Below are 24,561 nucleotides of genomic sequence, written 5' to 3' on the forward strand. Positions count from 1 at the left end.
ACTGGTCACAAAATGTCCCGCATTATTATGCAAATGTTATGCAAAAGTAAATAACATGATGTTTTATAAGGAAAAGCTTATTCTGGTTTTGTGAAATAATTGTGACAATCTTGGTTGGGGGAGAGGGTGACAAATAAAAGGCGGCTCAGCAAAGCTGGAGCCGCCTTCTTGCCGACAGGCATGAGTTAGGGTTTGTTTAACTCTTGTTCCAGGCGGTGGCTGATCGCATCTGGTGAGCTAGTGTGTTGGGCCAATAGTGCATACATCACAGGCACAATGAGCAGGGTAAACAGTGTGGCGATCAAAATGCCAGCGAGTACCACTACCCCAATAACAAAGCGGGTTTCGCTACCGGCACCGGATGACAACACCAATGGCAGTGCACCAAAGGCGGTGGTTACCCCGGTCATTAGAATGGGACGCAGGCGCTGGCCGGATGCTTGCAGTAAGGCCTCATCAAAATTCATTCCTTGATCACGTAGCTGATTAGCAAACTCAACGATCAGGATGCCGTTCTTCGCCGCTAGCCCCACCAGCATGATGATACCTATCTGGCTATAGATATTGAGCGACTGGCCAAATAGATAGAGACCAATCAAGGCGCCCATCATGGCTAAAGGCACGGTCAACATAATGACAATGGGGTGAATATAGCTTTCGAACTGTGCTGCCAACACCAGAAAGACGACAATCAGTGCCAGCATAAACACAAAGTAGATCGAGGCACCTGATTCTTGATAATCCTGGGATAGGCCTTTGTAGCTGATCACCGCATCACCGGGCAGCACCCGATAAGCCAGCTCATCCAGATAGCTCAATGCTTCGCCTAAGGTGTAGCCGTCTGCCAGATTGGCTTCAATAGTGATTGAGCGCATACGGTTGTAGCGATTCAGGTTACCAGCGTCAGCAAACTCTTCAATATTGACCAAACTAGATAGCGGGATCAGCTCTTTGCTGTAATCACTGCGCACATAGATATTGGTCATATCCGTTGGCGCGCTTTGATCTTCACGGTTACCTTCGAGGATCACATCATACTCTTCCCCACGGTGTTGGAAGGTGGTGGCGATACGGCTACCCAACATGGTTTCCAATGTACGACCTATGGTTTCCACTGATACGCCTAAATCACCTGCGCGTTCGGTATCTATGCGTACCTGCAGTTGTGGCTTGGTCTCTTTGTAATCGTGGTCGATACCGATTAAGCCGGGATTGTTTTTTGCTTCGTTGATGAGCAGATCACGCCAGCGAGCCAATTCATCATAGTCGCTACCACCGATCACAAACTGTACCGGTTTACCGGTACCGCCACCCAGTGCTTGGCGCATGACTGGAAAGGCGCGGATCCCGGCGAGGTCACCTAACTTGCTTCGGGCTTCCCCCATCAGCTGCCAGGCGCTTTCCCTGTTGGCCCAATCTTCCAATACGATAATGGCAAAGCCACCAGAAAAATCTTGGGTTTGCCCCCATGCCCGCGGTGTGCGGATCAGCAGTCGTTTCACTGAGCCGCGCTCTACTAACGGCATCAGGCGCCGTTCTACTTCGTCCATGTAGCTCTGGCTGTAATCAAACGTTGCGCCTTCTGGTGCGCTAACAACAATGAAGAAAGCGCCGCGATCTTCTTTTGGAGTGAACTCCCCTGGTACCTGTTTAAGCAGCCAGGCACAGCTGATCAGCGCAGCGAGAATCAATACCAGGGTCAGGCTTGGTTTATGGATCGAGGTGCGTAGCGCGCTGATGTAGTTATCACGAAACTTATTCAGTGCTCTGTCTACCTGGCGAGTTAACCAGCCTGGCTGCTCGTGCGGCACAAGCAATTTCGAGCACATCATTGGTGAAAGGCTGAGTGCCACTAAGCTGGAAAATGCCACGGCCGCACTCATGGTGACAGCGAACTCGGTAAATAGCTTGCCAAGATCGCCTTCGAGGAAGGTGATAGGCATGAATACCGAGATCAATACCAGCGTGGTGGCAATGACCGCAAAAGAGACTTGGCGTGCGCCGAGAAATGCTGCAACTAAAGGGGATTCCCCCAGCTCTATTCGACGATGGATGTTTTCCAGCATCACGATGGCATCATCTACCACCATACCAATGGCGAGGATCAAGGCTAACAAGGTCAACATATTAATGGTGTAACCGAGCAGATAAAGCACGATAAAGGTGCCCATCAATGACACCGGCACCGTCAGCGCCGGGATCAGCATGGCACGCGCGCTGCCGAGAAACAGATAGATAACGATCACGACCAGCGTAATGGCGATAAAGAGGGTTTGATAAACCTCTTTCACTGACTGCTCGATAAAGACTGAGCTGTCGTAACTGTTGATCAGCTCCATCCCCTCCGGCAGGGTGCGGTCTACTTCGATAGCCATCGCGCGCGCCGCACGTGCTACCGACAGGGTATTGGCAGTGGATTGTTTGGTGATCCCGATACCCACCATGGGTACGCCGTTGCCACGGAATGATAGCCGCTCCTCGGAAGCGGCCAGTTCGACCTTGGCAACATCACTTAAACGCACGAGATAACCGTCGTCACCTTGAGTCAGTACCAGATCCTGAAACTGTTCTGCGGTATTAAAGGCGCGCTGCACACGCACGGTGAACTGGCGATCCACCGATTCGACACTACCGGCAGGTAGTTCGACGTTCTGTGAGCGCAGCGCATCTTCAACGTCGTTCACTGTCAGGCCACGGGCAGCCAGCGCTGAGCGATCCAACCAGATGCGCATAGAGTAGTCACGGCCACCACCGACACGGATGCGGGCAACGCCATCAATGGTGCTGAAGCGGTCGACTAAGTAACGTTGGGCATAGTCACTGAGCTCCAACAGCTCCATTCGGTCGGACACCAGATTAAGCCACATGATGGTGTCATCCCCCGCGCCGGCTTTACTAATTTCTGGCGGATCGGCTTCGTCAGGTAAGTTGTTCAAAACCCGGCTAACGCGCTCTCGAATGTCATTGGCTGCGGCGTCGATGTCGCGTTCGACAGTGAATTCAATGGTAATAGAGGAGCGTCCGTCTTTACTCTCGGAGCTGATGTTTCTGATCCCCTCCACACCACTGATCCTATCTTCAATCAGCTTGGTGATACGGCGTTCAACCACTACCGCTGAAGCGCCACGATACCGGGTTTCGACTGACACCACAGGGGCGTCAATGTTGGGGTATTCACGCAATGGCAGCTTGTCAAAAGCGACTAAGCCAAAGGCGATGAGTAGCAGGCTGATAACCGAAGCAAAGACCGGCCGTTTGACTGACAGATCGGTGAGGATCATGCCCCGCCTCCTTCACGCCATGTCTCTTCCTGGATGGTGACAGTTGCGCCGCTGCGTACCTTTAATACGCCTTGGGTTATTACTTGCTCGTCAATGCTAAGCCCTGCAACAACTTCAATGATTCCAGGCTTACGTAGACCTACTTCAATCTGTTTCTGACTGACCTTGTTCTCTGCGTCCACCACAAATACGAAATGCTTATCTTTCAACGCGATGATGGCTGCTTCAGGGATCACCAGTGATTGCCTTTGGTCATGGATCAACTCAAGTTTGAGCAGCATACCGGGCTTCAGTTGCAAGTCTTGGTTCTTTAACTGTGCACGAACAGTGATAGCACGGGTGATCGGGTTCACCCGCGGGTTGATCGTATCTACGTGGGCATCAAACACCTGGTCGGGATAGGCATCTGAATAGGCGCGCACAATCGAGCCTTTGGTCAGTGATGTCATAAACCGTTCCGGAACGGTAAAGTCTAGCTTGATGGTGGCGAGATCATCCAAGGTTGTAATCACGGTTCCCGGCGTGATTAGGCCACCTTTACTGACCAGTCTGAAGCCGAGTTGGCCTGCAAATGGTGCGCGGATCTGGCGGTCATCGATCTTGGCCTGTTCGGCGGCGATGCGGGCTTTGGCGGCATCAATCAAGCTCTGAATACGGTCCAGTTCGGAACCGGCAATAGTGCGGTTTTTTACTAAGTCTGCAATCCGCCGATATTCACGTTCCTGTTCTGCCAGCGCGACTTCCGCGAGCTGCAGGTTGGCGACCTGCTCGGCATCACGGAGCTTAACTAATAGCTGGCCTTTTTTGACCTGATCCCCATCTTCAAAGTAGATCGCAGCAATGTTTTCGGTCTCGTTGGCGGTAATGACGACAGACTCATTCGCTTTTGCCGTGGCCAGCGCTTCAACTTTGTCTTCTAAAAGCACGGACTTGACTGGTGCCACGACAACGGCAACGGCCCCTCTGGCCTTCTTCGCTGCCACGGGTGCCATATTGAGTGACCACCAGCGATAACCAACGGCAGAGCCGATGGTGGCAACGATGATAAAAATAAATAAAACCCGTTTCATACCTACTCCATTGCTGGTTGCTGGGTTACTAATATGTAAAACAGCCAGCAGTTTGAAGATCTGACCTAGTGACTGGCAATCTTGCTATGGGCAATAATTGCAACGAAATGTTTCATTCCTCCTGGCTCAAGCCCAAGTTGGACTCCAGCGGGGTGAGAAATGCTTCCCGCAAGGCGGCGATAGTTTTTTGTGTCGGCGCTCTGTCGCTTAACCACTCAGCCAATTCACCTTGATATTCAAACTCAAACTGCATCAAAGGGTGGTTTTTCAGATCAACCTCTTCGCCTTCGCTGAGCTGAATGTATTGTTTTACGGTGTGGCGACTGAGGCGGCTGATCTCCACCACTGCCGGACTACTGGGCTCGGCAAATTGGCAAAATAGCGTGTCCAGTGCGGTAGTGGCGTCGAGTGCGGGCCAAACACCATACATGTCGAATTGCTGAGGATCGGGGATCTGGTCAGCTAATTTTTCTTGCCACCGTTCGTGATTAAACTGGGTGGTTTTGCTGCGTAGGGCATCCCATACCGCATTCATACTGTTCCTGAGGATGTTGCCGTCTCCCCATTCAACCGCATGACTGAATAATAGGTAGTTAGGTAGCATGCGTTCACTCAGACAAGCTGAGAAAGCCAGCTGTTGCCATGGTGTCAGCTCACGTAGTTGTTGGTTAAGTTGTGCCGTACTCGCCATGAATTACTCCGATTTCGGCTGGCCACACTGCCAGCAGAGTTCAAAATTGCTACCATTTTTCTCACCGCAGTGGTGGCAGAACCATTCGGTCTTGCTGTTGCCCTCGTAGCGACTAAGCAAGCGCAGAGCATCTTGGTAATCTTTTTCTACGATGAACAGATCGACCTGTTGTACCGACAGTGGCAGTTCGCCCGCTGCCCCGGCGAGGTTTTCGCCTCTGAGCTGAATGTCGAAGCCTTCGGCTTGTAACATCCCCTTCAGCAGATTTGCCTCTAGCGCATTTGCTGCTTGGTATAGGCGCATTAATGCACTCATCCTGCAGCATCCATGTGGGCGAAGTAGGCAAAGATGCCATCCAGGAACATCTGCACTGAAATCATTACCAATAACATCCCCATTAGTCGTTCCATTGCTGTGAGGCCGCGTTCGCCAAGCATACGATGGAACAGGCCGGAGAACAGTAGAATCAAAGAACTGACTGTCCAGGCTCCGATCAGTGCCAGTGACCAATCGACCATGCGATTCGGATCTTGATGGGCCAATAGCAGCAAGGCTGCCAATATCGATGGGCCAGCGATTAAGGGAATTGCTAACGGCACGATAAACGGCTCTTCGCCAACAGCTAATCCCGTTACGCCTCCAGGCTGCGGAAAGATCATTTTCAACGCAATAAGAAACAGAATGATACCGCCGGCAATACTCACCGACTCTTGGGTCAATTGCAGAAAATCAAGAATGCTACTGCCAGCAAACAGAAACAGCATCATGATCACCAGAGAGATCACCAGCTCGCGTATCAGCACCGCGCGTCGGCGTTTAGGCTCGATATTCTTCAATACCGAGAGAAAAATGGGCAGATTGCCCAAAGGATCCATGATTAGAAACAGCGTCACCGCTGCCGACAGCGTATCCATCGAAGGAAGCCTCTAAAAACGATTAAAAAGCAGGAGCTTGTAGGAGGTTCAGTATATCACAGGCGAGCCAGCTTACCCGCCTGTATGACAAGCGGAGATCGAGCTGTTTGTAAAGTTAGCAGGACTGGTGTTAGTGGTGTTGGCAGATCTTGGTTTCATCGACATTTAGCGCGCCATCGTCACCTGCCACTTTGCCTCGTGCAACAAAGAAGGCTAGCAAGCTATCCAGATCCATATCGGACTCAGAGCAGGTGTGATAGATGGCGTCCGTGCCGAAGTTATTAATCACTAATTGTCTCAGCTCAGTGAGGGACTGATTGGGGGCGCTTGACAAGATTAGTTCCAGCACTTTGTGGCCATGTATTGAGGTCATATCGGTATTCCATATCTGCAATAGCAAACAGTATGGCGGTGTCGTTACTCAATGGTGTTGATTTCGCGCAATCCGCTAAAGGTTGATCGCCGTGGTAGGGAGTAACAAAGGCGTGGTTACGGTATAGTCATGGGCAATAAACAGGGCGGAAACGTCGTTTTTAGTTGAGAAAGAGAGCCAAAGTGATGCGTTTTTTAATTATATTGTGTGCATTGTGGTTTGCCGGTTGCAGTGACACTGGCGATGCGCCTGCACCAGAGCAGCAGGAGTTGCAGCAGTTATTGGCGCAGGTGTGGCAGTACCGACTTGAACAAGATCCCCTGCTAGCAAGCTATTCCGGTAGTGCTCTTGGTGCCGATCGTCTCCCCGATCTTTCCCCGCAAGCTTTGGCTGCGCACCGTACTAAGTTGACCGATTACTATGAGCAGTTCAATTTACTGGCTGAGTCGGCGGAACTGCAATCCGAGGATAGGATTAACCTGCGGTTGATGCAGTATGCCATCAAGAACGAGATCGATGAGCTACGTTTCAACGCACAGATGATGCCGTTGACCTCAGAGTATGGCTTTCATGCGGGCATTGCTCACCTTCCCTCTATGACCACAATGGACAGCGTGCAGGCGGTTGAGGACTATTTGGCTCGACTGGCTGAGATCCCCCGTTATTTTCAGCAGAATATTGATTGGATGCGCAAAGGGATAGCGACTGGGCGCACAGTGCCAAAGGCGGTGCTGACCGGATATGAAACCACTATTTCTGCATTCATTGTTGATGATCCGGTAGAGAGTGACTTCTACCAACCCCTGAAAACATTGGATCTCGATCTTCCTGTCGAACAACTCACGGCTCTTAAACTGCGGGCAAGACAGTTGGTCAAAACGGCAGTCATGCCTGCCTATCGTGACTATTTGACGTTTTTTATGCAGGAGTATCAGCCCGCGACGCGTGACACCTTAGCCGTGAGCGCATTGGAAAATGGCGATCAGTACTACGCCAATCGTATCGGCTATTACACCACCACGAATATGGGGGCGGGAGAGATACACCAGTTGGGCTTGCAGGAGATGGCGCGTATTCGCAGTGAAATGGGTGAGGTGATGCGGGATGCCGACTTTTCTGGCTCGCTGGCTGAGTTCATCGAGTTTCTCCGCACTGATCCGCAGTTCTACGCCAAAACCCCGGAACAGTTGCTGCATTATGCCGCTTGGTTGGCAAAAAAGGCCGACGCGGCGTTGCCTGCGTTTTTTAATACCCTACCGCGTCGCACCTATGGTGTAGAGCCGGTACCTGCGAATATTGCGCCTAAATACACCACGGGTCGTTATGTTGGCCCCAGCGGTGATGATCGCCCCGGTTACTATTGGGTTAACACCCATGCTTTAGACAAGCGCCCGCTTTATGTATTAGAGGCGCTCACCCTGCATGAAGCGGTGCCAGGCCATCATCTGCAAAATGCACTGGCTCTGGAGATGGAGGGTGTGCCCGAGTTCCGGCGTCATCTGTACCTCTCAGCCTTTGGTGAAGGGTGGGGTTTATACTCTGAATGGTTAGGGCAAGAGATGGGATTTTATCAGGACCCTTATACGCGTTTTGGCCGTCTTAGCTATGAGGCTTGGCGCGCCTGCCGTTTAGTCGTTGATACCGGGATCCATGCCATGGGTTGGAGCCGTGATCAGGCGATTGAATATATGGAAGTGAATACCGCTTTATCCAAGCACAATATCCGTACTGAAGTGGATCGCTATATCTCTTGGCCGGCGCAAGCACTCTCATACAAAATTGGTGAGTTAACGATAAAGCGGCTGCGTAAGGAGGCTGAGCTGACATTGGGTGAGCGTTTTGATATTCGTACATTCCATGACGCTTTGCTTGCCAATGGTGCGGTCACCTTACAGCAGCTGGAACAACAGGTGGCTGCCTATATCTCCCACCAGGGCGCTCAGTAGTGAGCGCGTTGCAAGCCATTATTAGTACTTTGATCCTCTGGGTGCTTAGTGGTTTGGCTAATATCGAGGTGCCGGAGGGGTTGAGTTACTGGCAGCCGGACCGACCGCACCAGGCGTTGAGTGATTGCGTCGAAGGCTTGCCGGAGCGGCAGTTATTGCAAGCCGCCGCGCCAATGCAGACCTCACGCAAAACCCTTGGCCCGCTGCTCCGCGTTGCGGTGTGGAATAGCTATAAATTGGAGCAACCCGGCTGGCAGCAGGAGTTGGCCGAACTAACCGCACAACGCGACTTGTTGCTACTTCAGGAGGTTGTTGCACGAGCTGAACTGGCTCCCATCCTTGGCGAAAGGCCGTCACTCCTGTTACAGGCTTTTACTTATAATCAGTTAGCCGCTGGCGTGATGACCAGTGCCGTGGTCAGCCCTAGCGCAGTTTGCGGGATGCGCACCGCAGAGCCTTGGATCGGCGTACCGAAATCACTACTAGCCAATCGTTATCCACTTCATGATGGCCAGTCGCTGCTGGTGGTGAATCTACATGGGATCAATTTTGTTTGGGAGCTTGAGGCATATCAGCAGCAGCTAGATCTACTTGCCGCCTTGGTTAAGCAGCATCGTGGCCCGGTGATCGTGGCTGGCGATTTCAATAGCTGGCGCCAGGAACGTATCGATCGCATCGGGCAGACCCTGAAACCGTTGCAGTTGCGGGCGGTGAGACCCATGCCAGATCGACGTACACGGATATTTGGTTTTGCTATTGATCAGCTTTGGCTTCGAGGCTTCGAGGTTGAGCAGGCTGCATCTTATGTCTCAGATAGTTCCGACCATAACGGTTTGCTGGTCGAGCTTCGGTTAAAACCGGCGCCGCCCGCCCATTGATGATCGCTGTGTTTGCTCTGGTTCATTAATCAATCCGTGTGATCTGTGGCTTTGATGGTTGGCAAACACTTGCAGTCATGATCAAGCTTGGTTAGCTTAGAGCTGTCATTGCCATCGGATGTGCAAGTTGTGACCCAAACAGACTCACTGCCTACTCTCTACTCGTTTGCTCGTTTTGATCGCTCAGCCCGTGTACGTTGGCTGTTGTATGAACTAGGCGTTCCATATCATGAAGTGGTACTGGATCACGCCAAAGGTGAACATCAACAACCACACTTCGTGGCACGCAATCCGTTTGCCCTGGTACCTGTATGGGAAGATGGTGAGCTGGTGTTGCATGAGTCTGGGGCCATTATCTTGCACTTGTTGGCGAATACACCAGCCCATGAACTGTTGCCTAACGATAAGTTGGGGCGCAGCCGCTGTATGAGCTATTTGATGTTTGGACTAAGCACGTTAGATGCGGCTGTGAGCCAGGTATTTGTCACGAAAAACCAGGCGGGAACAGCTGTGGTAAAGCTTAAGCGTCTGTTGCAAGCGTTGGATACCGAGCTAGTCGGCCAAGACTATCTGGTAGGGCATAGCTTTACTGTCGCGGATATCGTCGTGGGGCAGTTGCTTGGTTTGTTAGATCGGCGAGATCAGCTCGCAGGCTTCGATAATCTTGAGTACTACTTAACCCGGTTAAAACAGCGCAGTGCGGCGGCAAAAGCAGAGGTTTTTACCGCCGATGTGAACGCTTGAGCGAAGGCTTTCAGCGGCTAATTCAGCTTTTTATCCCAGAACATTGCCTGACCCGCCTCTGGGTCTAGGGCGTATCCAGCAAAGCCGCAGCGCCGGTATAAGCGCTGCGCCACCTTGTTGCCTTCAAGCACTTCGAGTGTGACCTTGCAACAGCCATGCGCTCTGGCATGATTTTCCACTGCCGCCATTAAAGCTTGACCTATGCCTTGGCCACGTACGTCTGGTGAAACGGCAAAATCGTGGATATTTATCAACTTGGCGCAAGCAAAAGTAGAAAAGCCAAAAAAGCAGTTTGCTAACCCTACATATTTGCCGTCTAGTTCAGCCAAAAATGTCACCGCTTGTGGCTCGTTGGCCAGTGAGCGGAGGAGGTTTGCTCGTGTATGAGCAGTGATGGGGGCGCCACCACCCATGGGATCCATCGCGTATTCGTTCAGAAGTTGCAGCAGTGCTTCGCCTTGCGTCGGATCGCGGTAATCGGCAATCACTACACGCAGTGATGAGTCTGGCTTATTCAACATCGATGACGACCTTTTCTAACAATGACATGGCGAGGTTATTGTCGTAATAAGCCGCTTCATTGATAAATGCCGGATAGACGGTGTCAGCGCCCTGATAGGTGATGGTTTCACCGGCGAAGGTCATAAACAACGGGTCTCCCGGATGGAGCGGCTTGAAGTCGTTATCTTGTACATGATTGTGCACCATACCTAAACGCTGCCCGTTGGCGTCAACCGGTAACTTGATGCTTTCTAGATAACGATACCCTTTAACCTGTTGCGGCAGCGAGGGCAAAGTGCCTAAGTTGCAGTGTTCGATGAAATCGAGAATATGGCGGGTTAATTCGGCACTTTGTTCCAGCACATCCTGACGGATCACTGATTGTGGCACCGGGCCGACTTCAACGATGACACCATAGGTACCCACGGTGGCTAGCAGGTGATGCTGGGCTGCGGAGAGATGATCTTCATCTCTAAAGATTACCGCTTCCGGCATCTGCATTTTGACGTAAGCCGCTAGCTGCCGGTAGATCTTGCCTTGCTGGGTGAGGAGTAAGCAGGGTCCCATGTTGCTGGTGGTGGTATGCAGATCGATAACGAAATCGCACTTTGCATCACCTTTCGGGCCAAGTTCTGCGTCAATGATCTTGGCGCGGGACTGCTCATAGCCAACTAGATTGACGTCGTCCAGTTGGGCTCGGGTAAACTGGCGGTTGAGATCCTGATCGCAATAGCGTTTGTTTTGTTCATGCGCTTTCGGATTTGCCCACAAGGTCGACGTGGTAAAGCTGCTGCGCGTAACCTCTGCTGGCTGCTGTTGCCACTTTTTAACCAAATAGACACCGGTAAACTCATTACCGTGGGTGCCACCGACAATCGTCACCTTGTTAATTTCGCTCACTCACGCCACCTTTCACTCAAGCTCTTATGCTGGATGAGGCAGTCTAGCAAGGAGAGCGGTGGTCGCGAAGTGGTATGCAGTCACAATGGCTAAAAAAATTGTGGGGTGACTCGGGTGATGCTGATTAAGGCGGACAACTGATTGTTGGCGGGTTACAGGAATGTGTTCCGTTCTCTATCACCTGCTGTCTATGTCGCGATCTTCAGTTAAACTTAATCCGTATCAGTTTGTTAACCATGGCGGCTCCCGTCAGTAATTTAATGATAAATCAGCTTTGTGTTGCCGTGTCTTTGGTGATGGCAACAACAACTTAAGCGCTAATATTTAAGGTGTAATACGTAATGACAGAGCAGAGTCAGGTTCCCTCATCAATCGCTACATTGGCAGGGGGCTGTTTTTGGTGCCTTGAGGCGGTCTTTACCGAACTAAAAGGGGTGAAGCTGGTGACGTCGGGTTATTCCGGCGGCAGCGTGGAGCATCCCAGCTATAAAGCCGTGTGCACCGGTGACACAGGCCATGCGGAAGTTGTACAGATTGTTTTTGATCCCGCAGTCATTAGTTACGCGACACTGTTACAAGTGTTTTTTACCATCCATGATCCAACGACACTTAATCGTCAAGGTGAGGATATCGGCAGTCAGTATCGATCCGCCATTTTCTTTCATGATGACGAACAGCAACAGTTAGCGGCGGCAGAGATCCAGAAGCAAGCGGTTGAATGGGATGATCCTGTCGTGACTGAGTTGGTACCGTTGGCGGTATTTTATCCCGCAGAAGATTATCATCAGCAGTATTTTTCCATGCACGGCCACGAGCCGTACTGTTCTTTGGTTGTGGCGCCTAAAGTGGCGAAATTCAAACAAAGATTTGCATCAAGGCTGCGCTAGTACTGATGCAGAGATAGGGGCTAAACAAATAACGGCAGCGATCTTCGCTGCCGTTGTCATTTCTGCTTGGGGCTTAAAGCAGCGCCGATTTAAGGGACTGCATCAGTGCGTTCCCCCCTTCTGAATTAACAAAGTCGAGCAGTATTTTGCTGTATTGACCGACCATGCTTGAATCCAGTCCAAGGCTCTCGAAAGCCTGAGTGAGGGCGATGGTATCGCTGCCTGCACTATCACCAAGCATGTCGGTTGCCATTGACGCGAGGCCACCGCCACCACCTGCAGCACCTTCCAGTGAAGGAGCTGCCGACAGCAGGCTACTCATATCAGGAATGACATCGGTCAGGGCGGCAAAATCATCACCGGACATTCCCTGTTGGGCAGAGGAGAGTAGGGCACCTAAACCACCGGTGGCTTGATCCTGACTGACGCCCAGCTGTTGCGTGATCATGCCAACCAGCGGGTTATCCGCTGCATGGCTTTGAAACACGGGTAATAGAATGAAAAGTGTAAATAAACTGATTTTTAATGTGCGTTTGAGCATGGAATGTCCTCCTTGGAAAATACGTTTTAAGCCTAGTACAGGAAAGGTTAACCACCTAACGTGATTTAGCTATAAGACTTTTTGATAAAAATTGCGTATAAAATCGGGTTTAATTTTTATTAGCTAACGGAACTCGCTTATGTTCGCTCCGAAAAAACTAGCGCTTGCGGCGCTTGTCACGTCGTTGCTGGTGCCTAGTGCCCAGGCGATTATAAAAACACCTATCTTCCTGCGTATCGCTGAACATGATTATGCAGCGGAGAATCGCGCTAAATTCAAAGGCAAAGGCAAGTACAAAGCAACGGTAGAGTTGGAGAAGGGTACTTACCATTTCCGCTTAGCGGATAAAGAGTTCTCCTGCGGAACGTCATTTGGTCCTGAAGCCGCCGAAAAGATCAAATTCAAAACCCCTGTGCCAGTGTCGGATTGTGCGACTGATACCGATTTTTCTATTCGCATTCTCTTCCCTGGTGAGTATGAGTTCACCTTAGACACTAAAGCTGACAGCGGCAATGCGATCAGCGTAATGCGTAAGCCGAAGAAAGTCGCTGTGGTGCGTAAGCCGCCTGCAGTTGATTGCGGAACCTGGGATGGCAATGCCGTCGAAGTTAATGTCAGTAGCGTTTTTAAAGACGGTGAACTGGTAAAAGATTTTTACTCCGGGCAAACCGCAGAGGTTGCGGGCGGTAAAGTCTCGATGCAACCTAGCAAGGAGAGCGGCGGCCTGCTGTTGCTTGAGCCTGCGAAAGCCAAGCCCAGCGATTTCGATTGGGATAATGCGTCTGTTTATTTCATCATGACAGACCGCTTTAATAATGGTGATACCAGCAACGACTACCCATTTAACCGGAAGAAAGACGGTAAGTTGGAGACGGGTACATTCCAGGGCGGCGACATCAAAGGCATCATCGAGAAGCTGGATTACATCCAGGAACTGGGTATGAACGCTATCTGGTTAACGCCGATTGTCGAACAGATCCACGGTTTTATCGGCGGTGGTGAGAAGGGCAGCTTCCCATTCTATGGCTATCACGGCTATTGGGCGTTGGATTTTACCCGTTTGGATCCAAACTTCGGCACCGATGAAGATCTTGAGCGCCTAGTGACGGAAGCACATAAACGCGGAATTCGCGTTGTCATCGATGTGGTAATGAACCATGCCGGCTATCCAACCCTAGATGACATGCAAACATTCGACATCAATGCGTTAGCGCCAAACGCGCCAGTGCCAGATCAGTGGACTGATTGGGTGCCGGATGAGAAGAAGGGACAGAACTGGCATCGTTACAACAACTATATCCGCTGGGGTTCCAGCGAGTGGGCTGAGAAATGGTGGGGACCAGATTGGGTGCGCAGTGGTATGGCTGGGTACACCGCACCGGGTGGCGATGACATCACCATGAACTTGGCTGGCCTACCTGACTTTTTGACCGAAAGCGAAAAGCATGTCGGTTTGCCACCGATCCTGAAGAACAAGCCGGATACACGTGCAGTGGAGCGTGAAGGCTACACTGTGGTTGATTACCTGGTGGAATGGCATACCACCTGGGTTCGCAAGTATGGTATCGATGGCTTCCGCGCTGATACGGTAAAGCACGTTGAAGCTGAAGTCTGGACTAAGTTAAAAGACTCTGCGACCAAAGCCTTGGCTGAGTGGAAAGCTGAGAACCCGGATAAGGCGATTGATGACAAGCCGTTCTGGATGGTCGGTGAAGTTTGGCACCATGGCGCTTACAAGGATTTCTACTTCGACCACGGTATGGATAGCCTGATTAACTTTGATTACGCCGGTGAAATGCAGGCGGTGAAAGGTGCGCAGTGTATTAATCAGAATGAAGATCTGTATGCAACTTATGCTAAAGATATTAATACCGACCCAGACTTTAACCTGCTGACCTATATCTCTAGTCATGATACCAAGCTGTTCTTCCAGCGTTATGAGAACCTGGAGCTGCAGAAAGGCGCCGCCAATGGCCTGCTATTGATGCCGGGTGGTGTTCAGATTTATTACGGCGATGAGAGCGGGCGTCCAGCGGGACCTATGAGCGACGCGTTTGATTCTCCGACCCGTTCATTTATGAACTGGGATCAGCTTAAGGGGGATCGCGCAGCGCTGGTGGCTCACTGGCAGAAGGTTGGTCAGTTCCGTAACAACCACGTGGCTGTGGGCGCGGGTGAGCATAAAATGCTCAGTGAACAGCCCTATGCGTTTAGCCGAGTCAAAGGTGATGACCGCGTTGTGGTTGTCTACGCAGGTGAAAAGAAATAACGCTTTGTTATGAGTTGTAAGAAACGTTAGTTAAAGGGGCTCATATGAGCCCCTTTTCTGTTTGCGGAAAAAGTCAGCTAGTGAGGTTGGCATCAGCTGCAAAGTGTCCATTGTTTGGATTGTGACAGAAAGGGTCAATTGCTCTCGGCTAGCACGTAATACCAAATGGCAAAAAAGTGGCAGATACTGCCGCCTAAAACAAACAGGTGCCAGATGCTGTGACTGAATCTCATTTTTTTATTGAGATAGAAGATGACACCAAGGCTATAACAAAGGCCACCGGCAACCAGCCAGATCATACCTCCACGGCCAATTGCGTCGGCAAGGGGGGCACCGGCAATCACTACCAGCCAACCCATTAATATATAGCTGCCAACCCGCAACGCCTTAAATCGATTACCAAAGCCTATTTTTAGCGCTAAACCGGCAATGGCCAGGCTCCATATGGTGCCTAGCAGGGTCCAACCTATCCATCCTCGTAAACTGACCAGTAGAAAAGGGGTATAAGTACCGGCGATCAGCAGGTAGATGGCGCAATGATCTAACAGTTTTAGATGGCTTTTGAGCCTAGGGAAGGATATTGCGTGATAGAACGAAGATGACGCAAAAAGGGTTAACAGGCTGATGCCATAAACCAAGCTCGACGTCAGTCGCCAAGGATCGTGCTGAGCCAATGAGACGTTGATCATCATTGCCAAGGCTGCGACCGCGAGCAGGGCGCCTATAAGGTGGGTAACTGTGTTGGCCAACTCTTCTGCCGGACTGTATTGGGTGTCGCTCACGAATAAGATCTGCCGTACAAAACTTTGAGCGTACAAGTGTACGCTCAAAGTTTATCTGTGCACAGTGTTTTCGTTTTGTCGCTACAGGGTGGGCAGTGACAATAGAATTTATTTTCCGTGACGTCAGGCGGCATAGGCACTGCTGGGAACAGCTGCAGTCAATCCACAAACGCCGTAATGGTATCGTTATCATTTGTTGTAGGCTGGTTTGACCACCAATGTAACAAAAATGTGAAATTAATCTGCCATTGTTTTGACCGTCGATGTTAATCTATTCAGATTCAGAGAATTAGGCTTAGATGATTATCGTCATCAGCCGGATACTTGTTTATTTGCGTAGTTAGCACTCAAAACGGGTGTTGTACCGGATATTTGTAATAAAAGGAGTTTGTAAGGCGATGATCTTTAAAAAGAGCCTGGCAGCCTTGTGTATGGCTGGCGCAGTCATGTCTATGGCTGGTTGTAAACAAGATAGGCAAATCGAAGACGAAGTGTTTTATTTCGTATTGCCCGACCGTTTTCAAAACGGTGATTCTAACAATGACCTTGGTGGACTGAGTGGTGATCGCTCACAGACAGGGTTTGATCCTTCAGATATTCGTTACTATCACGGTGGTGACATTGCAGGTTTGATAGAGAAGCTATCTTACCTCGACAATATGGGGATCACTGCACTTTGGCTGACGCCAGTATTCAAAAACCAGGCTGTTCAAGGTGAATCGGCTGGCTACCATGGATATTGGACCACAGATTACACCCAGATTGATCCGCACTGGGGCAGTAACGATGAGCTGAAGCAGCTGATCCGTCTTGCCAAAAAGCGTGATATGAAAGTCTTTTTTGATATCGTCATCAACCACACTGCTGACGTTATCAAGTATGAAGAGTGTCATGATGCCGATGGCTATTTGCTAGAAGGTTTGGACACTTGCCCTTATAAAAACCGCGCTGATGGCCAATACACCACCTTTATTCCTGCAGGTCAGGAAGATGTGAAGGTTCCTGCTTGGCTTAACAATGTAGAGCTATACAACAACCAGGGTGATAGCACCTGGTCTGGTGAGTCGGCCATCTATGGTGACTTCTTAGGTTTGGATGATATCAACACGCAGCACCCAGATGTGTTGGCGGGTATGAAAGATATCTTCAAAGGTTGGATCAGCGAGTTCAAAATTGATGGTTTCCGTGTCGACACAGTGAAGCACGTTGATATGCCGTTCTGGGCTGACTGGACGCCAGAGATCATGGATCACGCTGATGCTGAAGGCATTGAGAACTTCTTTATCTTCGGTGAAGTATTTGAAGGTCATCCTAAGGTATTGAGTACCTTTACTACCGAAGGCAAATTGCCATCAGTTCTCGATTTTGGTTTGTATTTCCAGATTAAAGACACTGTAGCTTCTAATAAGGCGACAGATGGTCTGGCTTGGTTGTTCAGCCAAGATGATTACTACACTGATGCTGATAGCCATGCTGGTTTGTTGATGAACTTTGCTGGTAACCATGATGTAGGCCGTATCGGTTTCCACATCGATCAGGAAAACCCGACAGCCACAGAAGAAGAGCGTCTTGCTAGAGCAAAACTCGCAAACGAGATCTTGTTCTTTAGCCGTGGTATTCCAGTTGTCTATTACGGTGATGAGCAGGGCTTCACAGGCTTGGGCGGTGATACCGGTGCACGTGAAGACATGATGCCTTCGCAAACACCTGATTATCAAGCCTTGACGCAGATCGGTACTGACGCAACACCTGCCGATGATAACTTCGATCGCCGTCATCCGCTTTATCGTCAAATCAAAAAGCTGAGCAAACTTTCTAAGAAGCATTCTGCTTTGCGTCGCGGTAAGCAGTTTGTTCGCTACAGTGAAGGTGAAGCTGGTCTTTTTGCATTCTCGCGCGTTGAAACTGAAACGCCACGTGAATATTTGGTCGTGTTGAACACGTCTGCAGAAGAAAAATCAGTGAGCCTGGCCGCAACCAGTGCTACTTATCGTCAGGTTTGGCCACAGAAAGGTACAGAGCTTGCCGCCAACGGTGAAAACCTGATTGATGTGACAGTGGAGCCGTTTAGCACCGTGGTTTATCGTGCTGACGATCTGATCGAGTATGCTGCTGAAGCGCCGACGCTGACTATCGCTGCACCTGCTGACGGTAGCAAGGTATCTCACCGTGTAAACGTTAATGCCATGCTAGAAGGGATCGACGCGGAAGCCTTGCCTCTGTACAACGTGTCTTTCGAAGTCAGTGTTAATGAAGGTGATTTCGAGTCTCTTGGCGTTGACTACACCCCTGAGTACCAAGTCTATTATGACGTTTCTTCTTATGAAGATGGCACCCAGTTCACCTTCCGTGCCACGGTAGATAACTTCAACGGCAGTCAAAGCAGTGCAGAGACCACCGTTGAGAAAGGTGTGCAGGAAGGCATGACTTTATGGTTGAAGAAGCCTACTGATTGGGTCGGCGCCAATGTCTACTGGTGGTCTGCAGACCCTCAGCCAGCCGTTGACTGGCCAGGTGCTGCTATGGAGCACATGGGCGACGATTGGTACAAGTTCGAGTTTGAGAACGGTGTGACAGCTGCCAACATCATCTTTAATGATGGCCAAGGGCTGCAAACTCAAAACTTGACTGCCGACGGTGATGCTTGCTTCGAGAATAACAACTGGAGCGACAGTTGTGCTTTGCCTGTTCCTGGCATGACTGTTCATTTCAAAAAGCCTGCTGAGTGGGGCGATGATATCCACGTTCATTATTGGAATGCAGCCCCTGCAGACAACAGTGCGTGGCCAGGTGTTCAAGCCGAGTTAGTTGGTGATGGCTGGTATACGTTCCAGTTCCCTGTGAACGTGGGCGCTGCCGATATGATCTTCAATGACAACAGCGGCAATCAGACTGCGAATCTATACCACGATACAGATGCCTGCTACGTCGCCGATGTGTGGGACGACAACTGCGTTGCACCGGTAAAAGGCCTTGAGCTTGGATTTGTTCCTCCAGCCGGTTGGGGCAGTGACGTTAACATCTATTATTGGGATGCTGCCAACGCGCCTGCCGTTGATTGGCCAGGTGTTCCGATGACCGCAGAAGCTGATGGTTCATATAGCTTCAGCTTCCCGCTGAATGCAACGTCTGCGAACATCATCTTTAACGATGGCGCATCACAAACAGAAAATCTGTTTGCTGAGCAGGATGGATGTTATGTCGTAAACGAGTGGCAAGATATTTGTGGTGAGCCTGCATTGGAACCGGGAATTACGGTTTACTACAAGGCGCCGGAAACTTGGACTGAAGCTTATGTTCACTACTGGGCATCTGCGGGTGTTTCGTCATCGACAGATTGGCCTGGACTGCTGATGTCATCTTTGGGCGGTGGTTTCTTCAGCTACCAATTTGAAGATGGTGTCACTGGTTCCAACATGTTGTTCCATAACGGTGCTGGTGAGCAGACGACTGACAGTTTCCGTGAAGGTGACGGTTGTTACATTGATGGCGCATGGGTTGATACTTGCGTGCTGCCAGGCATCGAAGTTTGGTTTAAGAAGCCAGATGCTTGGACTGCTGTTCAGGTTTACTACTGGGGTGTTGAAGGTGCTCCAGCAAGCTGGCCTGGCTATACCATGGAAGATGCTGGCGATGGTTGGTTCCGTTACCAGTTTGCCGATGGCGTACGTGCCGTCGACTTGATCTTCAATGATGCGGCAGACGGTGGTTCTGGTGCTCAAACTGACAACCTGTATCGAGATGCTAATGGCTGTTTCGATGCGGTTGAAGGTTGGACAGATACCTGCGCTCATCCTTAATTTAAAGCCCCTTCGCAGGGGCTAAAGATTGAAACAAAAAATGGCCTCAACTGAGGCCATTTTTTTATGCTAGTAACAGAGACTAACTCATATCTAGCTCTTTGAGTTTACGGGTTAGGGTGTTTCTCCCCCAGCCAAGACGCCTGGCCGCTTCCTGCTTGTGTCCGCCAGTGTGGCGTAAGGCCGTACTCAGCATGACTCGTTCGAACTCCGGTAATGCATCATTGAGTATGTCTATACGACCTGTCGCCAATTGCTGTTCAGCCCAGTGATTGAGCGATTGTTGCCAGGTTTGTGCAGCTGGGGCTTCGCCGTCGCTGATGACAGGTGGAGGTAACTGCTGCAGTTCTGGCGGCAGATCAGAGATCAGCACCTCTTGTCCCGAGGCCATCACGGTCAGCCAGCGACAGGTATTCTCAAGCTGCCTAACGTTACCTGGCCATGGCAATTGACACATATAAGTTTCGGTATCTGTTGCCAGCGTCTTCGCTTCAACACCAAGCTCTTCAGCAGCTTTACGTAAAAAGTACTTGGCCAATTGGCCGACATCGGTGCCGCGCTCACACAGTGGTGGCAGGTGCACACGAATTACGTTCAAGCGATGGAACAGATCTTCACGAAATTTGTTTTGCCGCACCAACTCTTCCAGGTTTTGGTGAGTCGCGGCGATAATGCGCACGTCAACTTCTATCGGTGAGTGGCCGCCGACACGGTAGAATTGGCCATCAGAAAGTACTCGCAGCAAGCGAGTCTGAATATCCAGCGGCATATCGCCGATCTCATCGAGAAACAGTGTGCCATTGTTGGCTTGCTCAAAGCGCCCCTGACGGACCGTATTGGCCCCGGTAAAAGCACCTTTTTCGTGGCCGAACAGCTCTGATTCAATCAGATCTCTAGGTATTGCCGCCATGTTTAATGCGATAAAAGACTCGTCAGAACGTGGGCTATGCCGATGCAGCGCTTGCGCAACGAGTTCTTTACCCGTACCTGATTGACCATTGATGAGAACGCTAATTGAGGAGCGAGAGAGCCTACCGATAGCGCGAAACACCTCTTGCATGGCGGGTGCTTCACCTATGATCTCGGTTTCTGGTATTTCAACTTCTCGGCGACGGCGACTGCGGCGATTTTCTTGGCTGTGGGTGATGGCGCGTTGCACCAAAGCGACAGCCTCATCGATATCAAAGGGCTTCGGCAGATATTCGAATGCACCACTTTGGTAGGCCGAAACCGCGCTATCCAAATCAGAATGTGCAGTCATGATGATCACGGGAATATCCGACCCGACATCATGGATCCTGTCTAACAGCGTCAGGCCATCCATATTTGGCATGCGCACGTCAGACAGAACGACATCTGGGGTCTGATAGCGAAGCTGTTGCAGCGCATCCTCGCCTGATTCAAAGCTACTTACATTAATTTCTGCTGCTGCGAGAGCGCGTTCAAGTACCCATCTAATTGAACTATCGTCATCGACGATCCAAACCTGTGCGTCAGTCATACTGCTCCCTTATTTCCTGATTGGCAGGTGAATAATGAATTCGGTGTGTCCGGGCCAGCTAATGCATTCAATGCGGCCCTTGTGTTGTGTGATCAATGTTTGTGCAATGGAGAGGCCAAGCCCTGTCCCGTCAGCCTTTCCTGTCACCATGGGGTAGAACAGAGTGTCTTGCAGGGCTGGAGGGATACCAGGGCCGTTGTCTGTGATTTTTATTTCGGCAACCAGTCTGTAGCGTTCGCCGTTCAGAGTTATCTGGCTGGCTGAACGGGTTGAAACGTTGATTGTGCCTTTGCCATGCATCGCCTCAACGGCGTTCTTAACGATATTCAGAACAGCTTGCTCGAGCTGTTCTGGATCCATTTCGATATCGGGTAAGCTTGGATCATAGTCACGGTTGACGACTAACTGATCTAAGCCTTCCATGTTCACTAATTGGCAAACTTTCTCTAGCACCATATGAATATTATGGGACTTATGGGTAGAGGGGCGTTGTGGTCCAAGCAGCCTATCGACTAGATTTCTAAGCCGATCAGCTTGCTCTATGATCACGCCGGTAAACTCTTTTAGCTCTGGGCTTGGTAGCTCTTTTTCCAGTAGCTGCGCCGCGCCTCTTAACCCACCTAGCGGGTTTTTAATTTCATGAGCTAAGCCTCGGACGAGCTCCCTTGCTGCTTGTTGTTGGCTGGCCTGATAAAGCTCATGGCTGATTTTCTTTTGCTGATCGATCTGCTTAAGCTCGAGTAGCGCATAGCGTTGGTCGCCGCGTTCAAAAGGAGAGACCGTGACATCAACAGCGATGTGGATGCCATCTTGTTTAACCATTGAGACGTCGCTGTCTGTAAAGCTATTGCCAAGGGTCAGTGTCTCGTTGATCAGCTGGATATCGAGAGAGAGGTGTTCAAATAGCTTAGGTAGCGGTTCGCCAATCAGCCGACGCGAACTTTGTTCAAGTAATTGTTCGCCCGCCGAATTGATGTAACGAATGACCAAGTGGTGATCGAGAAGAATAATAGCGGTGCTGAGAACATCTAGCAGGGTGGTTGTCACCCCTGACAAGGCGTTCTGATGTGATCCGTTCTGCTGTGAGAGCACGGTGCGTCTTCCCCATGTGTCGCACCAATTTGGTGCGAATGCACCTGCACTCTAGCACTTTACTCAGCTTGCTGCACTTTCCTTGTGCTTAGCGAGCTTGTAATACCGAGGCGCGGTGCAGATAAATGATCCGTACCGGGGAGGATGCAATAACCTTGCCTCTTTGATCTAGCAGTTCTAACTTTAATTTATGTTCGCCGCGATTAACATTCATCAAATGAAATACTGGTTCATCTTCAGATGTGCCTAGTACTTGATCATTGACTTTAAGACGATAGCTGTAGCCATCTTGGATCTCAGGTTCGACCTGACCAACGACAGAAAGCCGGCCCATGTTGTCACGGACTGTAGCTTCATTGTGGGGCGAACGAATAGATACCTTGAACGAAGTTTTGCCTTCCGGGCCTTTATTCGTTTCGATAACACCATCATTCAATCGAGGGATCACATTAGTGCCAACCTTAGGTTGCACCTGCTGTGCTTTGTTCCCTTGCACTGGTTTATCTGAGTAGTGGACGACACCGTTAGCGTCTTTCCATGTGTAGAGTTTACCCGCGTGAGCGGTTGCTGCACCTAACAGACACAAGAGCAAGGCGATGCGTTTTACGACCATAACTTTTCACCTTTTTCCTACATATCTCTTACTATATTTGGGATCGACTAGTTTGTCACCATCAAAAAGCGCTGTCGAAAAAAAAGCCCACTTTTCAGTGGGCTTTTGTGAGGATGGTCAACTTACTTACACGCTGTAGTACATGTCGAATTCTACAGGGTGAGTCGTTGAGTTCAGCAACTCAACTTCGTCTTGCTTCAACGCGATGTATGCGTCAATGCTGTCATCACTCATTACGCCGCCAGCAGTCAAGAACTCACGGTCAGCATCGAGTGCAGCCAGAGCTTCTTCCAGTGAAGCAGCAACAGTTGGGATGGCCAACGCTTCTTCTTTTGGCAGGTCGTATAGATCTTTGTCCATTGCTTCGCCTGGATCGATCTGGTTCTTAATTCCGTCTAGGCCAGCCATCAACATCGCTGTGAATGACAGGTAAGGGTTACCAGTTGGATCAGGGAAACGAACTTCGATGCGGCGTGCTTTCGGGCTCGGTACCACAGGGATACGGATAGAAGCAGAACGGTTACGTGCAGAGTATGCCAGCATAACAGGAGCTTCGAAGCCTGGAACCAAACGCTTATAAGAGTTGGTTGAAGCGTTCGCGAATGCGTTGATCGCGCGAGCGTGCTTAATGATACCACCGATGTACCACAGCGCTTCTTGCGACAGACCGCCGTACTTGTCACCAGCAAAGATGTTTTCTCCGCCTTTGCTCAAAGACTGGTGAACGTGCATGCCTGAACCGTTGTCACCAACGATTGGCTTAGGCATGAAGGTCGCAGTCTTACCATACAGGTGCGCCACGTTGTGGACGACATACTTGTAGATCTGAACTTCATCAGCTTTTTCAACCAAGCTGTTGAACTTACATGCGATTTCGTTCTGACCAGCGGTAGCAACTTCATGGTGGTGAGCTTCAACAACCAAGCCCATGTCTTCCATCACGATACACATTGCTGAGCGGATGTTGTGACCTGAATCTACAGGAGGTACAGGGAAGTAACCGCCTTTTACGCCTGGGCGGTGACCCAGGTTGCCGTCTGCATATTCTTTACCGCTGTTCCACTTAGATTCTTCTGAATCTAACTTATAGAAGCTACCGCTCATGTCGGTGTGGAAGCGAACATCATCAAACATGAAGAATTCTGGCTCAGGACCGATGAACACATCGTCGGCAATGCCAGTTGACTTCAGGTATTCAACACCACGTTTGGCAACAGAGCGTGGATCACGGTCGTAGCCAGCCAATGTATCTGGTTCTAAGATGTCGCAACGGACGATTAACGTAGACTCTTCTGAGAATGGGTCTAATACCGCAGTTGATACGTCAGGCATCAGTACCATGTCTGATTCGTTAATGCCTTTCCAGCCAGAGATCGATGAGCCATCGAACATCTTGCCCTCTTCGAAGAATTCTTCGTCGATTTGGCTTACTGGGATACTCACGTGCTGCTCTTTACCTTTTGTGTCGGTAAAACGCAGATCAATGAATCTTACTTCTTCTGATTTAATCAGTTCGAGAACATTTGCGACTGACATCCTAGTTCATCCTCCGGTGTCAATGTTTAGATATATTGAAGCTTGCGCTTCAAAAGCGAAATTCGTGCCACTATATTATGTGGCTGTTTTAAAACAATTAATTTACTTTTCTGGGATCTAAAGGTGATAGAGTTTGCACTGTAATTGTGCGTCTCTGCACCACCATGATGCATAGTGCCAATCTGGTGCTATATCCCATAACGTAAAGAGGGGTATACAGATATCACACTTTTGGTTAGTGA

At 50.2% G+C, this 24,561-nt stretch carries 20 protein-coding genes; 6 read left to right on the top strand and 14 right to left on the bottom strand.

Going from position 1 to position 24,561, the window contains the following annotated elements:
• Nucleotides 1-185: 185 nt before the first annotated feature.
• From EZV61_RS07570 to EZV61_RS07595, 6 genes are all read right to left on the bottom strand, one after another.
• Entirely contained in the window at nt 186-3,281 is a 3,096-nt protein-coding gene (locus EZV61_RS07570; protein WP_131414850.1) for an efflux RND transporter permease subunit, read from the bottom strand.
• On the bottom strand, nt 3,278-4,351 hold the full coding sequence (locus EZV61_RS07575; protein ID WP_114337575.1) for an efflux RND transporter periplasmic adaptor subunit: 1,074 nt from the start codon (nt 4,349-4,351) through the stop codon (nt 3,278-3,280). The genes EZV61_RS07570 and EZV61_RS07575 overlap by 4 nt, the downstream gene beginning before the upstream one ends.
• A gap of 112 nt (nt 4,352-4,463) precedes the next feature.
• Nucleotides 4,464-5,042, bottom strand: coding sequence for a YjaG family protein (locus tag EZV61_RS07580; RefSeq protein WP_114337576.1), 579 nt, complete (start codon nt 5,040-5,042; stop codon nt 4,464-4,466).
• Nucleotides 5,043-5,045: 3 nt separating this feature from the next.
• On the bottom strand, nt 5,046-5,357 hold the full coding sequence (locus tag EZV61_RS07585) for a putative signal transducing protein (RefSeq protein WP_131414851.1): 312 nt from the start codon (nt 5,355-5,357) through the stop codon (nt 5,046-5,048).
• Nucleotides 5,354-5,956, bottom strand: coding sequence for a YhgN family NAAT transporter (locus EZV61_RS07590; protein WP_131414852.1), 603 nt, complete (start codon nt 5,954-5,956; stop codon nt 5,354-5,356). Before EZV61_RS07590 ends, EZV61_RS07585 begins: the two co-directional genes overlap by 4 nt.
• A gap of 130 nt (nt 5,957-6,086) precedes the next feature.
• Nucleotides 6,087-6,329 carry a YecH family metal-binding protein gene (locus EZV61_RS07595; RefSeq protein WP_131414853.1) on the bottom strand — a complete coding sequence of 81 codons (243 nt, stop codon included), beginning with the start codon at nt 6,327-6,329 and terminating at the stop codon, nt 6,087-6,089.
• A gap of 185 nt (nt 6,330-6,514) precedes the next feature.
• Here EZV61_RS07595 and EZV61_RS07600 point away from each other — a divergent pair, with 185 nt between their 5' ends.
• From EZV61_RS07600 to EZV61_RS07610, 3 genes are all read left to right on the top strand, one after another.
• The gene (locus tag EZV61_RS07600) at nt 6,515-8,275 is read left to right on the top strand and encodes a DUF885 domain-containing protein (RefSeq protein WP_131414854.1); all 1,761 of its coding nucleotides are present in this window, start codon (nt 6,515-6,517) and stop codon (nt 8,273-8,275) included.
• Entirely contained in the window at nt 8,275-9,153 is an 879-nt protein-coding gene (locus EZV61_RS07605) for an endonuclease/exonuclease/phosphatase family protein (RefSeq protein ID WP_131414855.1), read from the top strand. The genes EZV61_RS07600 and EZV61_RS07605 overlap by 1 nt, the downstream gene beginning before the upstream one ends.
• Before the next feature lie 129 nt (nt 9,154-9,282).
• Nucleotides 9,283-9,897: a glutathione S-transferase family protein gene (locus EZV61_RS07610; RefSeq protein ID WP_165419338.1), complete on the top strand. Its 615-nt coding sequence runs from the start codon at nt 9,283-9,285 to the stop codon at nt 9,895-9,897.
• 17 nt (nt 9,898-9,914) lie between these two features.
• Here EZV61_RS07610 and EZV61_RS07615 read toward each other — a convergent pair whose 3' ends face one another.
• Together EZV61_RS07615 and EZV61_RS07620 are read right to left on the bottom strand one after the other, a co-directional pair.
• Entirely contained in the window at nt 9,915-10,418 is a 504-nt protein-coding gene (locus tag EZV61_RS07615) for a GNAT family N-acetyltransferase (protein ID WP_131414857.1), read from the bottom strand.
• The gene (locus EZV61_RS07620; protein WP_131414858.1) at nt 10,408-11,298 is read right to left on the bottom strand and encodes an aspartoacylase; all 891 of its coding nucleotides are present in this window, start codon (nt 11,296-11,298) and stop codon (nt 10,408-10,410) included. Before EZV61_RS07620 ends, EZV61_RS07615 begins: the two co-directional genes overlap by 11 nt.
• 341 nt (nt 11,299-11,639) lie before the next feature.
• Here EZV61_RS07620 and msrA point away from each other — a divergent pair, with 341 nt between their 5' ends.
• The gene (gene msrA, locus EZV61_RS07625; RefSeq protein WP_130566868.1) at nt 11,640-12,185 is read left to right on the top strand and encodes a peptide-methionine (S)-S-oxide reductase MsrA; all 546 of its coding nucleotides are present in this window, start codon (nt 11,640-11,642) and stop codon (nt 12,183-12,185) included.
• A gap of 73 nt (nt 12,186-12,258) precedes the next feature.
• Here msrA and EZV61_RS07630 read toward each other — a convergent pair whose 3' ends face one another.
• Complete coding sequence (locus EZV61_RS07630) at nt 12,259-12,726, bottom strand: DUF2780 domain-containing protein (protein WP_114337586.1); 468 nt, start codon at nt 12,724-12,726, stop codon at nt 12,259-12,261.
• Between the two features lie 139 nt (nt 12,727-12,865).
• Here EZV61_RS07630 and EZV61_RS07635 point away from each other — a divergent pair, with 139 nt between their 5' ends.
• On the top strand, nt 12,866-14,995 hold the full coding sequence (locus EZV61_RS07635; RefSeq protein ID WP_114337587.1) for an alpha-amylase: 2,130 nt from the start codon (nt 12,866-12,868) through the stop codon (nt 14,993-14,995).
• 134 nt (nt 14,996-15,129) lie between these two features.
• Here EZV61_RS07635 and trhA read toward each other — a convergent pair whose 3' ends face one another.
• A complete protein-coding gene (gene trhA, locus EZV61_RS07640) occupies nt 15,130-15,777 on the bottom strand; it encodes a PAQR family membrane homeostasis protein TrhA (protein ID WP_240695168.1) in 648 nt (215 codons plus the stop codon).
• A 398-nt stretch (nt 15,778-16,175) separates the two neighbouring features.
• Here trhA and EZV61_RS07645 point away from each other — a divergent pair, with 398 nt between their 5' ends.
• A complete protein-coding gene (locus EZV61_RS07645; RefSeq protein WP_131414859.1) occupies nt 16,176-19,577 on the top strand; it encodes a starch-binding protein in 3,402 nt (1,133 codons plus the stop codon).
• Between the two features lie 82 nt (nt 19,578-19,659).
• Here the strand turns inward: EZV61_RS07645 and glnG are convergent, their stop codons facing one another.
• From glnG to glnA, 4 genes are all read right to left on the bottom strand, one after another.
• Entirely contained in the window at nt 19,660-21,078 is a 1,419-nt protein-coding gene (gene glnG / locus EZV61_RS07650; RefSeq protein WP_114337590.1) for a nitrogen regulation protein NR(I), read from the bottom strand.
• Between the two features lie 9 nt (nt 21,079-21,087).
• On the bottom strand, nt 21,088-22,170 hold the full coding sequence (gene glnL / locus EZV61_RS07655; protein WP_240695169.1) for a nitrogen regulation protein NR(II): 1,083 nt from the start codon (nt 22,168-22,170) through the stop codon (nt 21,088-21,090).
• An 88-nt stretch (nt 22,171-22,258) separates the two neighbouring features.
• The gene (locus tag EZV61_RS07660) at nt 22,259-22,783 is read right to left on the bottom strand and encodes a DUF4124 domain-containing protein (protein WP_114337591.1); all 525 of its coding nucleotides are present in this window, start codon (nt 22,781-22,783) and stop codon (nt 22,259-22,261) included.
• A 126-nt stretch (nt 22,784-22,909) separates the two neighbouring features.
• Nucleotides 22,910-24,319 (bottom strand): glutamate--ammonia ligase, encoded by a 1,410-nt coding sequence (gene glnA / locus EZV61_RS07665; protein WP_114337592.1) that lies wholly within the window; start codon nt 24,317-24,319, stop codon nt 22,910-22,912.
• Nucleotides 24,320-24,561 lie beyond the last annotated feature (242 nt).

This window comes from Corallincola luteus (assembly GCF_004336975.1).
GTDB classification, from domain to species: Bacteria; Pseudomonadota; Gammaproteobacteria; order Enterobacterales; family Neiellaceae; genus Corallincola; species Corallincola holothuriorum.

Bases quoted from the DNA above. Each gene is read 5' to 3' on its own strand.
- EZV61_RS07570 (WP_131414850.1), bottom strand. From the start codon at position 3,281: ATGATCCTCACCGATCTGTCAGTCAAACGGCCGGTCTTTGCTTCGGTT.
- EZV61_RS07575 (WP_114337575.1), bottom strand. From the start codon at position 4,351: ATGAAACGGGTTTTATTTATTTTTATCATCGTTGCCACCATCGGCTCT.
- EZV61_RS07580 (WP_114337576.1), bottom strand. From the start codon at position 5,042: ATGGCGAGTACGGCACAACTTAACCAACAACTACGTGAGCTGACACCA.
- EZV61_RS07585 (WP_131414851.1), bottom strand. From the start codon at position 5,357: ATGAGTGCATTAATGCGCCTATACCAAGCAGCAAATGCGCTAGAGGCA.
- EZV61_RS07590 (WP_131414852.1), bottom strand. From the start codon at position 5,956: ATGGATACGCTGTCGGCAGCGGTGACGCTGTTTCTAATCATGGATCCT.
- EZV61_RS07595 (WP_131414853.1), bottom strand. From the start codon at position 6,329: ATGACCTCAATACATGGCCACAAAGTGCTGGAACTAATCTTGTCAAGC.
- EZV61_RS07600 (WP_131414854.1), top strand. From the start codon at position 6,515: ATGCGTTTTTTAATTATATTGTGTGCATTGTGGTTTGCCGGTTGCAGT.
- EZV61_RS07615 (WP_131414857.1), bottom strand. From the start codon at position 10,418: ATGTTGAATAAGCCAGACTCATCACTGCGTGTAGTGATTGCCGATTAC.
- msrA (WP_130566868.1), top strand. From the start codon at position 11,640: ATGACAGAGCAGAGTCAGGTTCCCTCATCAATCGCTACATTGGCAGGG.
- EZV61_RS07630 (WP_114337586.1), bottom strand. From the start codon at position 12,726: ATGCTCAAACGCACATTAAAAATCAGTTTATTTACACTTTTCATTCTA.
- EZV61_RS07635 (WP_114337587.1), top strand. From the start codon at position 12,866: ATGTTCGCTCCGAAAAAACTAGCGCTTGCGGCGCTTGTCACGTCGTTG.
- EZV61_RS07645 (WP_131414859.1), top strand. From the start codon at position 16,176: ATGATCTTTAAAAAGAGCCTGGCAGCCTTGTGTATGGCTGGCGCAGTC.
- glnG (WP_114337590.1), bottom strand. From the start codon at position 21,078: ATGACTGACGCACAGGTTTGGATCGTCGATGACGATAGTTCAATTAGA.
- EZV61_RS07660 (WP_114337591.1), bottom strand. From the start codon at position 22,783: ATGGTCGTAAAACGCATCGCCTTGCTCTTGTGTCTGTTAGGTGCAGCA.
- glnA (WP_114337592.1), bottom strand. From the start codon at position 24,319: ATGTCAGTCGCAAATGTTCTCGAACTGATTAAATCAGAAGAAGTAAGA.